Source organism: Thalassospira alkalitolerans (assembly GCF_002115745.1).
GTDB lineage: Bacteria > Pseudomonadota > Alphaproteobacteria > Rhodospirillales > Thalassospiraceae > Thalassospira > Thalassospira alkalitolerans.
The window spans coordinates 35,469-47,305 of record NZ_JFKB01000006.1 but is presented as its reverse complement, the minus strand read 5'-3'; the positions used below and the strand labels follow the sequence as shown (position 1 = coordinate 47,305).

The following is an 11,837-nucleotide window of genomic DNA, read 5'->3' as shown; positions in this document are numbered from 1 at the left end:
CCTCTACATCATCGAATGTTCGTTATTGTCGGGCTGTGTGTCACGAAACCGACGCGAAGCAAAAAGACGGGCAAGGATTGCGATAATCATCAGGATACCGCCTATTGTTGCCGCTAGGCGAACTGTGCCAGCCGGAAGGGGCAAGATGCTCATGTCCTGAAAGTTCTCGAATTTTACAACTCTGAAGCTTTTCCAAGTCATGACGCCAAGAAAACCAATGGCGAGCAATTGATTGAAAATTCGCAGGACTTTGCTGACTTTTTCGGGAAGTAGAACTGCAAATACATCGACCGAAAGGTGTTTGCCTTGCCAGCAGACCACGGCTGCCCCGATGAAAGTCATCCAGACGACCATCAAGCGGCTGAGTTCGTCACTCCACAAAAGCGGGCTGTCAAAGAAATAGCGAAAAACGACTTGTGCCAAGGTCAGGCTGACGATAATTGCCAGCGCTGCGGCAACTATGACCTTAAGCGGAAGCGCAAGGTCGAAGCCGCGTTTTGGCGGCATCGATTCTTTTGATTGCATTATCTGTCTCTCCATCATGATGGTCCGGCTGATTATTGTTTTTTTACCGCTGGACCGCCTCTGTGCATCATAAGACCAGCCGGACATTAATCTTGTCAAATATATAAATTTGATCTATTTATATCTGATGGGTATGAATAATCGCGTTGAATTGCGTCATTTGCGTTACTTTATTTCTGTCGCCGACGAGATGCATTTCGGGCGGGCGGCTGAACGTTTGGGGATTGCTCAGGCGCCGCTAAGCCAACAGATAAAGCAGTTGGAGGAACGTATTGGCGTACAGCTTCTGGAAAGGACAACACGCAGTGTCCGTCTGACCCAGGCCGGCGAAGTTTTTCGGGAAAAGGCTTTGGCTGCACTTGCTAATGTCGAAGCTGGGATTGAGGCCGCTCGCTTTGTCGTGGGGGAGGTCAACCGAAAATTGACCATCGGCTGTGTCTCGCCAGTGATCTATAGTTGCTTGCCGCAAATTCTTCGGGAATTTCGCAAAAGATGCCCCAATACCAGGATTGATATCAAAATATTGACGACCGATGAATTGTTGGATGCCATGGTTGATGACAGGGTTGATGTTGCTTTTATTCGGCCGCCGCGCGCCAAGGCTAACCTTAATATCGAGCATCTTTTCAGTGAGGCATTTGTCGGGCTCGTCCCGGCGGACCATGCTTTGGCGGCAAAGCCGACATTGTCATTGCGTGATTTTGCGGGGTTGCCTTATATCGCCTACGCGCCGACTTTGGGGATCAGTTATCAGAATGTCGTCATGCAACATGCTCGTAAACTGAATGTCTCAATCGATATTGTTGAAGAAGTAAGTCATACCTTTGGAATTGTGGCGCTTGTCGCTGCGGGCTTGGGAGTTGGTGTCGCGCCCAGTTGGGTTACCCATATGCCCCATCCTGGTGTGTCATATATCCCGATGCCCGAGCTTCCAGGTGATGCGGTTAATATGGCTCTTGCCTGGCCGGTTGACAGCATTTCGCCGGTTATCGGTGAATTTGTGCGTTGTGCGCGGCAGTTTGCATCCGAAATGCCAATTCAGGAATTTGGCGGATAGAATTTCGTCGGCAGAAACCGTTTTTATTGAAACAAAGGCAGGCCAATATCGTTGACCCGCCTTTGTTTATCTATTGTTACCTGATTTGCCAGATACTACGCCAGAATACGATCCAGCGGCATATGGTCATATCCAAGTGCGCTGGCGACCGCTTCATAGGTGACGCGACCTTTATGAATGTTAAGGCCTGCTGCCAGATGCGGGTCATCCTGACACGCCTTTTTCCAGCCCTTGTCCGCAAGGGCCAGGGTAAAGGGCAGGGTGGCATTGTTCAGCGCAAAGGTCGATGTGCGGGCAACGGCACCGGGCATATTGGCAACGCAGTAATGCACAACATCATCAACGATATAGGTCGGATCGGCGTGGGTGGTGGCCTTTGATGTTTCAAAACAACCACCCTGATCAATGGCAACGTCGACAAGAACCGAGCCCGGCTTCATCCGGGAAAGCTGGTTTTTGTGGATCAATTTTGGGGCCGCAGCCCCGGGGATCAGGACCGCCCCAACGACCATATCGGCGTCATAAACCAGGGCTTCTGTGTCATCAATTGTTGCATATTGTGTTTTAACGCGCGGGCCAAAGGCATCATCAATCCAGGTCAGGCGCTTTACATTTTTGTCCAAAATGATGACATCTGCCCCCATACCTGCGGCAATGCGCGCGGCATTGGTGCCGACAACACCCCCGCCAATCACAACAACCTTGGCCGGGGCGACGCCGGGCACACCGCCCAGTAACATCCCGCGTCCGCCATTGGCCTTTTGAAGGGCTGCGGCGCCAACTTGTGGGGCCATACGTCCGGCAACTTCCGACATCGGGGCCAGCAACGGCAGACCGCCATTTTTATCGGTGACGGTTTCATAGGCAATCGCCGTGACGCCTGATGTGATTAGGCCTGTGGTCTGATCCGGATCGGGGGCCAGATGCAAATAGGTAAATAAAAGCTGCCCTTCGCGAAGTTGCTCATATTCGACTTTTTGTGGTTCCTTGACCTTCACGATCATCTCGGCCTTGGCAAAGATTTCGGCGGCGGTATCAATAATTTTTGCGCCGGCTGCGATATAATCATCGTTGCTGCAACCAATACCCGCACCGGCATTGGTTTCAATGATTACATCATGGCCATGTGCGGTTGCTTCGCGAACCGAACTTGGCGTCATGCCGACGCGGTATTCATGGTTTTTGATTTCTTTCGGAATGCCAATAAGCATTATATCTCTCCCGGATAAACATGATGGCGAGAATGGGTTTTTCCCATCTTTAATTGTTTCTGCAGGATACTCGAAAAATGTGGCGATTTCTCTTCAATCATTGGTGAGTTTGGTGGTATTAACGCTATATAATTTTAATAAACCGGCTTTGGGCAGGGAGAATATTCGAAATGCAGATGGACGAACGTGATCGGATGATCCTGCGGCTGCTTCAGCGCGATGGCCGTATCAGCAATGCCGAACTGGCCGAAAAGGTCAATTTGTCAGCATCGGCCTGTTTGCGCCGGGTCCGGTTGCTTGAAGAAGCCGGTTTGATTGATCGTTATACCATGCTGCTTAATCCGGCGCGGATCGGTAAATCGGGCAATGCCTTTGTCAATATTTCAATCGCCCGCCAAACCCGCGAGGCCCTTGAAACCTTTGAAAAGGAAATCCAGTCGGTTCCCGAGGTGGTTGAATGTTATCTGTTGGCCGGGCAAAGCGACTATTTGGTACATGTGGTCTATAGCAACACCGCTGACTACGAACGTATTCACAGCGAAGTTCTAACCCAGCTTCCCGGTGTCGAACGCGTTCAGACCATCATCACACTGCGCGAAGTCAAACGGACAACCGAATTACCGGTATAGGGACAGGGGCTTAGTCCAGCCCCCTAGTCCGGGCCTTCGTCGTCACATGCATTGCGAAGGGCGCGCCAATTGGCGGCGGCAATGTCAAGATTTCCGGTGATGTTTGCATTTCCAAACTGGGCGATGCGGTGTTCCATTTCGGGATGAGAGCTAAAAATCTCGGGTAAAATCTTTGAGTATTTTGCGTATCTGCTTTCGCTGGACAGCCGTTTGAACAGGGCCGCGGTATCATTTGTATTGATCGAGGCCGCTCGCATCAGATTGATGGCAAACTGATCGGCTTCTGTTTCCATGCCACGTGAATAGCTTTGTTCCAGCAAGAATCCGACCGGTACTTGGGCCCCACCGGTAATCAGGCGCGCAAGCTGACTAAGGGCCGCCCCCGAGAACAGCTTGTTCAGGCTGTGATGTTTTTCATTGTGGCCGATTTCATGGGCCATAACCCCGGCCAATGCATCGGGGCTGTTCATGTTTTTCAAAAGCCCCGAAAACACAAGAACCTGCCCGCCGGGCAAGGAAAGCGCATTTTCAATGTCGCTGCGGATAATGGTTGTTTCATAGTGATATGAAAGTGCGCCTGTCGCCTTAAATCGGTCAAAAATTGCGTCAATGGCTTTTTGCCCTCTGTCACCTGGGGCGCAGGTTAGTTTGCCAGTATCGCCATCGTCTTCACCAAAAAGAGCAACAACCTGTTCCCTGACGGATCGTCCCAGTTCGATTTCCTGAGATTTCGGATAAATGGCAACAAGCATGTTCACAACGACGGGCAATCCTAACCAGATCAGTAGCACGACAAGGATACTAAACCCGGTAATGCCCAAGGTCAGACCGAACCGGGCATGGGTTGATCCCTCTGCGACGGAAAGTGAGGGCAGGGCATTGGTCACGGCTTGTTTGGCGGCGTTATCGTCAAAGACAAGCCTAAGCCCATTGTCGGTTTTGTTGCGCAGACGTAGCGGTTTGCCCGGATTTGGTTTTTCACATAATAATATTTCAGTCAGGGACAGGTTGGTTTCTTTGCCATCTGAATGATAAACCGCGATGTAACGGTCGAAAATTTCGACCGTTACATCGCGGGCAGCAGACGTTTTTCCGTCAAAAAGGCGTGCGTTCAACAAGTTGGTCATTTGATACCACTGTTAAATCCCGCCAAGATCAAATGCCTCGGCAAGACCCTCGCCGGTACGCGGAACCGTATTGGCATCGGGATTGGCGTGGAGTTCGGATACATCTCCGTCGTGACAAAGCGACGCGACCTGTACAGCCAGCATTGGATGGGTCATGGCGACAAAGGATGCAATCTTAAACACCGGTGATGCGATCAGAACCAGAATAATGAGCGGTATCGCAACGGTTGCAACCTGACCCGGCGCCATTTGACCAATCGATCCACTTTTCAACAGCGAGAAAAATGTCAGACCGCCGGTTAGGGCCAGCAAGGCAAAGAACACTGCCCCTATCACAACAGTCACCAGCAAAAAGCGCAGCAGGATTTTGACATATTGTGCGGTGGTTAATGTGCTGGCAAAACGAAGTCCGCCCATTTCGGTGTTTTCAGCCTGATAGCGGAAAAGCCAGACCCGGTAACGGATCATGATGGCAATGATTGCAAGATAGGGGAGGATGCCTAACAATATCATCCAACGGGACTGCGAAACAACGGCGATTGCCGTGGTAATGGCCAAGACCGCCAGACACAGGAACCAGGACAAAAGCCATTTCCGAAGAACAGGCCCTAAACGCCCTGTAAATCGGGCTTTGGTGTCGCCAATCCATGTGTTTTCCGTCTCGTAACGCGTTGTCACGACAAAGTTGTATGGTATCAATATGCCAAATGTCACAAGTCCAAGGACCGAACTGCCAAAGCCGATCAGGCCATATTTGAGCGCAGATCCGTCAAGGCGTGCGCGAATACCGCGCCAGAACGTCCGGCTATAGCGATACCGTGTCGCCCGGTAGATGGCGACAAATACCAAAAAGAAGATGGCCAGATAGAGCACCAGCTCTGGAATGAACATCAAATGCGGTGGCAGTTGTGTTGAAACAAAGGTTGCCGCCGCGATCACCGGAATGAATATCACTGATACGATGACAAAGCCCAAAAACAGTTCAAGCCCACGGCCGGTATATTCCAGAGCATCTCCGTCAACGACGATGTTGCTCCAGATATAACGGCGCATCCGGGTCTTGGCCCAGAAACGGAATATGCCCAAAGTCAGTATCGTCCACAGGGCGTTCCAGCAACTAAGCTTCAGCACATCTTGCCAGCGACCATGATATTGAATCTGGTCATTTTCTGGCCCTGTGGTTTCCAGATTCTCGGAAATATCGGTGTTCGCCTGATCGCCTTGCTCGGCGTCAGGAAGTTCATGCTCGTTATGTGTTGTCATATGCCCCTCGGCTCAAAGACCACATTGTGGTCATTGATCAGAAAACGACACCTGTTTGTTGATCACAGGTTGTCGATCTCCCCCATAATGGATTTAGCCTGCTTTGTGATCGAGATCACTCACTCAAAAGGTTAGGCGAGGGAACTCATAAGAGGGGGAGGGATTGCAACCGGTCTTATTTGGGGCTTGTCACGAATGGTGTGGCTGTTTTGGGCGGTGCTATTTTTTTGCCGGACAAGGATCGTTTGCGGCGATCTAATTCTTAATTGCAACGAATCAAATCTGTACAAATTTACCGGATATGTTCGGAAATACGTTTTTAGATTGATACTAGTTGACTATTGTTCACCTAGCGCGCGCGTAAAAATAACAGGCGAACTGCCTGTTTCATCGAAGTTTCTTTGGTTTTATCTATTAAAAGCGGCCGCACGGTTTGACTTTGGAATGAATTAAGATGCATTAATATAGTTCAGGGAGAATGTTGGGGGAATATTTCTCTATGGAAAACGAATGTCTTGTTCGTGCGCGTAGCCACGAGCAAAAACTGAAACGTAGAAACGATATACTTGTCGCAGCCGAGGCTCTCTACCTTGAGGGGGACGGTCGTTTGCCGTCTGCAGCCGAAGTTGCGAAAAAGGCCAGCCTCGCCAAAGGCACGCTTTACCTGTATTTTTCAAGCAAGGAAGCGTTGTTCTTGGAAGTCCTGCGTGGCTTCCTTAAGGGCTGGTTTGAAAATAATCTTGAGGTGATAGAACAGGAAGCACTGTTGCGTCCCGAAGAACGGGACTCAGCGCGTGTGGCACAGAAATTTGTGCAATATCTCGTCAAGAACAAGCAATTCCTGTATCTTGCCTCCCTGTCACAAGGGGTGCTTGAGCAAGGAACGGATGACGAAGCCGTCCTGAGCCATCGAAGGTTTGTATCTTCAATGGTCAAACGTACGGCTGATGCATTGTCTGAGCTTTATGCAATTACACCTGAAGACGCCAACAAGCTGATGCGGACATCCTATGCATTGGTGATCGGTATGTGGCAAATGTCACAGATCCCCGATCGCGTGGTGGAACTGATGCGTCAGAATGCGCTCGATAATCTGATTGTCGACTTTGGTGCCTCGGCAGAAGAAGCGGTGGTATCTTATTGGCGTGTTCTTGCACCGGGGATGAAATGCCGTGAATTCCTGCGTCAATTGGCGGAACAGAACTGTTCTTGATCAAGGATTTGATGTGGGTTGATACGGCTCGGGTCATGAAAAAAGCAGCCTCTTTTGGGGGCTGCTTTTTTGTGGGATCAGGCGTTTGGGATTGGCAGGGCGTTGGTCGTCGCCGCCCGCGGTTTTGATGTTAATGGTTAATCGTCAATTGTTGCCGGATCGATAGTCCGGCTGCGCATCTTTTCAGATCGCAGGATCAATAAGCTGGAAATCAGGATCAGGATCGTGACAGCCAGAATGATCAGGGTCGCAAGGGCGTTGATTTCCGGCGAAACCCCAAGCCGCACCGACGAGAACACCTTCATCGGAAGGGTCGTCGAACCAGGACCCGCGACAAAGCTTGCAATCACCAGATCGTCCAATGACAGGGTAAACGATAACAGCCACCCGGCCATCAGAGCCGGCAGGATCATCGGCAATGTAATGACAAAGAATATCTTTGCCGGTTTGGCACCAAGGTCCATGGCGGCTTCTTCGACCGAGGTATCCATGCCAGTCAGGCGCGATTGGACCACAACCGCAACATAGGCGGCACAGAAGGTCGTATGGGCAATCACAATCGTGGTCACGCCACGTCCCGCGGGCCAGCCAACCAGTTGTTCAAGTGTCACAAACAGCAACAATAACGACAGGCCGGTAATGACTTCGGGCATGACCAGTGGTGCCGCGACCATGCCGGAAAAAAGTGTGCGGCTTTTGAACCGGCCAAAGCGCGACATGACAAGCCCGGCCGGTGTCCCAATGGCAAGTGCCAGTGTCGCCGACATCACCCCGATACGCAGGCTGTTCCATGCGGCATCAATCATACCGTCATTGGAAAACAGCGACACATACCATTTGAACGAAAAGCCCGACCACACCGTGACCAGTTTGCCTTCGTTAAACGAGTAAATGATCACCAAAAGGATCGGCACGTAAAGAAACGCAAAGCCGAAAACCAGCATGGTTAACAGGAAAGTGGACCGTTTGCCGCTCATTGTCCATTCTCCGCCTGTTTGGCTTGGATATGCTGGAACCACATGATCGGCACCACAAGGAACACCAGCATCGCAATCGCGACCGAGGATGCAATCGGCCAGTCACGATTGGCAAAGAATTCGTTCCAAAGCGTGCGACCGATCATCAATGTATTTGGTCCTCCCAAAAGTTCCGGGATGACGAATTCACCGACGGACGGGATGAACACCAGCAACGATCCGGCAAGAATACCGGGCATCGACAGCGGCAAGGTCACCCGGACAAAGGCTTTCCAAGGTTTGCAGCCAAGGTCGAGTGCGGCCTCGATCAGGCTGACATCCATCTTTTCCAGTGTCGAATAAAGCGGCAGGATCATGAAGGGCAGATAGGTGTAAACAATGCCGATATAGACCGCGAATTCGGTCTGGCGCATGATCAGTGGTTCGGAAATTATGCCAAGATTAAGCAACAAGGCGTTGATCAATCCCTCGCGGTCAAGAATGCCGATCCAGGCATAAACACGGATCAGGAAACTGGTCCAGAATGGCAGGATCACCAGCATCAGCAAAACACTGCGCAGCGACCCTTGCGCACGCGCAATGCCATAGGCCATCGGATACCCGATCAAAAGCGTGATCACGGTTGAAATCGCCGCAATCCGGATCGAGTTGATATAGGCCGAGATGTAAAGGCTGTCGCTGAGCAGGAACAGGTAATTGCCAAAGTTGATCGTGATATTGACGCCTTCGTCAATCCACGTGAACAGCGAGCTATAGGGCGGTTGAGCATATTCAGCGGTGGCAAAGCTGATTTTTAAAACGATCAGGAACGGGATCAGAAAGAACAGCATCAGCCAAAGATAAGGAATGCCGATCACAAGAACCCGGCCATGCTTGATCATCCAGCGATCATAACGTTGCTTGAGGGTTAACTTGTCACTGCTCATTGGCTTAATACCGAAGCTGCGCCGGACTCCCAAGTGGCCCAGACGCGATCATCCCACGTATAGCGTGGTTCAATCTGGCGGGTGGAGTTGGGTTCGGTTACCTTGATGCGGATACCGCTATCAAGGCGGACGTGATAGGTTGAAAGTCCGCCAAGATAGCCGATTTCTTCGACCTTTCCCGACAGGCAGTTATATTTCGTGTCTTCGGGTTTTTCCGTGATCAGGCGGACACGTTCCGGGCGGATTGCAATCCAAAAGGTCATGCCTTGGTGGCCCTGAACCGCGTGATCAATATAGATATCGCAATCTGCATCGTCGCTGCGGATGATCGCATATTTTTCATCATCATCAACCAGAACGCCTTCGATCAGATTGACCTGACCGACAAAGTTGGCGGTAAAGCGGCTGTTGGGATATTCGTAAAGTTCAAACGGTGTGCCGGTTTGCTTGATCACACCATCATTCATGACTGAAATCCGCGATGCCATGGTCATGGCTTCTTCCTGATCATGAGTGACCATGACAAAGGTCGTGCCGACTTTTTCCTGAATGTTGACCAGTTCGAACTGGGTCTGTTCGCGCAGTTTCTTGTCAAGCGCGCCCAGCGGTTCGTCAAGCAACAGCACCTTGGGGTTTTTAACCAGCGACCGGGCTAGTGCGACGCGCTGGCGCTGTCCGCCTGAAAGCTGATGGGGTTTGCGGGTGGCAAATTTGCTCATTTGAACAAGGGCCAGCATGTCGGAAACCAGAGTACGGATTTCCGATTTTGGCAATCCGTCCTGATGCAGGCCAAAGGCCACATTCTGTTCGACCGACATGTGCGGGAACAGGGCATAGGACTGGAACATCATGTTGGTCGGGCGTTCATAAGGCGGAACCCCCGCCATATCGACACCATCAATAAAGATTTTGCCTGATGTCGGTTCCTCGAACCCGGCCAGCATGCGCAAAAGCGTTGTTTTGCCGCAACCCGATCCACCCAAAAGGGCAAATAATTCATGCCGGTAAATATCAAGCGAAACATCGTCAACGGCATAAAAGTCGCCAAATTTCTTGGTCACATTCTCGAAACGGATAAAAGGGACCGTGTCAGGATTGTTCCAAGGTTGCGTCTTGTGCACATCCTCGTGTGCTTGCTGCAAAGCCCCCTGCGACACCAAGATTCTCCCCTTGTTTGTTGTCGAGATATTTCCAAAACATCGGGCGACAAGTCCGGTTGTGCTTTTGCACTTGGTCGTGGTGACTTGCGGGCCGATATTTTGAATTTGTCTGATTAACAGGATGACGCAATTCCACAATCTGTAAAGAGGGGTGTGCGATATTTCGAACATTTTGTGGGTCGCGATGGAAAAAATGGCGGAAAAGTTAGCAGGGGTGTTCAGAAAATAAGCATTGCCGAGCGTTTTCTTTAACCGGTTTTGATGATGTCGATCACTGCTTATTGATACGTCGCACTGCGAGTCCAGACCCTGGGTCTTCGCTCGTTTTGTTCTGCTGGACGTAAACCGAATACGCGAAAGGGGCGCGCCATAATGGCGCGCCCCTTGTCTTGTTCCGGTTGCCTTTTGGCGGTGCCGATTATTGACCGGTTTTAAGTTTGGTCCACAGACGGGTACGGGTGCGCAGCTCGCGTGATCCCGGTTCGATCTTGGAGCGAAGACGTTCTTTTACTTCCTGGGTCGGATAGACGCCCGGATCGGATTTCAGGCCCTCGTCGATGAATTCCATGGCCGCTTCGTTCGGGCTGGCATATTCGACATAGTTTGCCAGATCCGCACCGACATCAGCGCGCAGGATGTAATCGATGAATTTATGCGCCAGATCCGGGTTTGGGGCATCCGCCGGGATCATCATCACATCAAACCAGATCAGGGTGCCTTCTTTCGGGATCACATATTTGATCTCATTGCCGTTGCCGGCTTCATCCGCACGAAGGGCTGCCTGACCGACATCACCCGACCAGCCGATAGAAACGCAGACATTCCCATTGGCAAGATCGTTGATGTACTGCGAGCTGTGGAAATAGGTGATGTAGGGGCGGATTTTGTCGAGTTCGGCCATCGCGGCTTCGATGTCTTCGCTCGATTGTTTGGAATCCGGTTTGCCAAGATAGAAGTTCACCAGTGGCACGATCTCGCCCGGATCATCAAGCATGGTCATTCCGCATTTCGACAGTTTTTCGGCATATTGCGGATCAAAGACCAGCGCCCAGCTATCAACCGGTGCATCGTCACCAAGCACTTCCTTGACCTTGGCCACGTTATAGCCAATCCCGTTGGTGCCCCAAAGATAGGGAACGGCAAATTCGTTGTTCGGATCGTATTTTGCTGTCTGGTTCAGGATGACCTTGTCAAGGTTGCCAAAGTTTTCCAGTTTCGATTTGTCGATTTTCTGGAAAATACCGGCCTGAACAAGTCGCTGGGCATCGGCCAGGGTCGGAACGACAAGATCGTAACCGGAATTGCCCGCCAAAAGCTTGGCTTCAACCACCTGATTGCTGTCATAGACATCGTAATTGACCTTGACGCCATATTCCTTTTCGAAATTGGCAACGGTTTCTTCGCCGATATAATCCGACCAGTTATAGACGTTCAGAACGTCTTCAGCAGATGCGCTTACGGCAACACCGGAAAGGGCTGCGGCAAGCACAACTAGGCTGGAAGATTTAAGAAGATATTTCATTTCGCTGAGCCTCCCATGTGGCAGCGTTTGAAAATTCAAAGGTCCTGTTTTTAAATTTCAGGCCCTTTGATATATCCTTCGAATGCCTTGGGCTTTGTCAAACACAAGATGGATTATTATGCATTTTTCGCATCAAGTGAAAAATTAGGCACCCGTCGTGCAACAATCTTGCGTTTAAGACCGTAGAAGTCGAAAGGCAACGAAATGCGGTGGCGCTATAAAGCAGC

11 protein-coding genes are annotated in these 11,837 nt (G+C 50.8%); 3 read left to right on the top strand and 8 right to left on the bottom strand.

Annotated elements, in window-relative coordinates; all coding sequences use genetic code 11:
* Positions 1–3: 3 nt before the first annotated feature.
* Positions 4–525, bottom strand: coding sequence for a TRAP transporter small permease (locus TALK_RS09915; RefSeq protein WP_085618371.1), 522 nt, complete (start codon positions 523–525; stop codon positions 4–6).
* 133 nt (positions 526–658) lie between these two features.
* Between TALK_RS09915 and TALK_RS09910 the strand changes: the two genes are divergently transcribed.
* Entirely contained in the window at positions 659–1,582 is a 924-nt protein-coding gene (locus TALK_RS09910; protein ID WP_169714994.1) for a LysR family transcriptional regulator, read from the top strand.
* A 95-nt stretch (positions 1,583–1,677) separates the two neighbouring features.
* Here the strand turns inward: TALK_RS09910 and ald are convergent, their stop codons facing one another.
* Positions 1,678–2,793, bottom strand: coding sequence for an alanine dehydrogenase (ald, locus tag TALK_RS09905; protein WP_085618367.1), 1,116 nt, complete (start codon positions 2,791–2,793; stop codon positions 1,678–1,680).
* A gap of 170 nt (positions 2,794–2,963) precedes the next feature.
* Between ald and TALK_RS09900 the strand changes: the two genes are divergently transcribed.
* Positions 2,964–3,422 (top strand): Lrp/AsnC family transcriptional regulator, encoded by a 459-nt coding sequence (locus tag TALK_RS09900; RefSeq protein WP_085618365.1) that lies wholly within the window; start codon positions 2,964–2,966, stop codon positions 3,420–3,422.
* A 23-nt stretch (positions 3,423–3,445) separates the two neighbouring features.
* Here the strand turns inward: TALK_RS09900 and TALK_RS09895 are convergent, their stop codons facing one another.
* Positions 3,446–4,549, bottom strand: coding sequence for a M48 family metallopeptidase (locus TALK_RS09895; RefSeq protein WP_085618363.1), 1,104 nt, complete (start codon positions 4,547–4,549; stop codon positions 3,446–3,448).
* A gap of 12 nt (positions 4,550–4,561) precedes the next feature.
* Positions 4,562–5,812: a YjgN family protein gene (locus tag TALK_RS09890; RefSeq protein WP_085618361.1), complete on the bottom strand. Its 1,251-nt coding sequence runs from the start codon at positions 5,810–5,812 to the stop codon at positions 4,562–4,564.
* Positions 5,813–6,311: 499 nt separating this feature from the next.
* Here TALK_RS09890 and TALK_RS09885 point away from each other — a divergent pair, with 499 nt between their 5' ends.
* On the top strand, positions 6,312–7,025 hold the full coding sequence (locus TALK_RS09885) for a TetR/AcrR family transcriptional regulator (RefSeq protein WP_085618359.1): 714 nt from the start codon (positions 6,312–6,314) through the stop codon (positions 7,023–7,025).
* 137 nt (positions 7,026–7,162) lie between these two features.
* Here TALK_RS09885 and TALK_RS09880 read toward each other — a convergent pair whose 3' ends face one another.
* The 4 genes from TALK_RS09880 to TALK_RS09865 all read right to left on the bottom strand — a co-directional run bounded on the left by TALK_RS09880 (position 7,163) and on the right by TALK_RS09865 (position 11,610).
* A complete protein-coding gene (locus TALK_RS09880; RefSeq protein WP_085618357.1) occupies positions 7,163–8,002 on the bottom strand; it encodes an ABC transporter permease subunit in 840 nt (279 codons plus the stop codon).
* Entirely contained in the window at positions 7,999–8,928 is a 930-nt protein-coding gene (locus TALK_RS09875; RefSeq protein WP_085618355.1) for an ABC transporter permease subunit, read from the bottom strand. Before TALK_RS09875 ends, TALK_RS09880 begins: the two co-directional genes overlap by 4 nt.
* Complete coding sequence (locus TALK_RS09870) at positions 8,925–10,085, bottom strand: ABC transporter ATP-binding protein (RefSeq protein WP_085618353.1); 1,161 nt, start codon at positions 10,083–10,085, stop codon at positions 8,925–8,927. The genes TALK_RS09875 and TALK_RS09870 overlap by 4 nt, the downstream gene beginning before the upstream one ends.
* A 421-nt stretch (positions 10,086–10,506) precedes the next feature.
* Entirely contained in the window at positions 10,507–11,610 is a 1,104-nt protein-coding gene (locus TALK_RS09865; protein WP_085618351.1) for a polyamine ABC transporter substrate-binding protein, read from the bottom strand.
* Positions 11,611–11,837 lie beyond the last annotated feature (227 nt).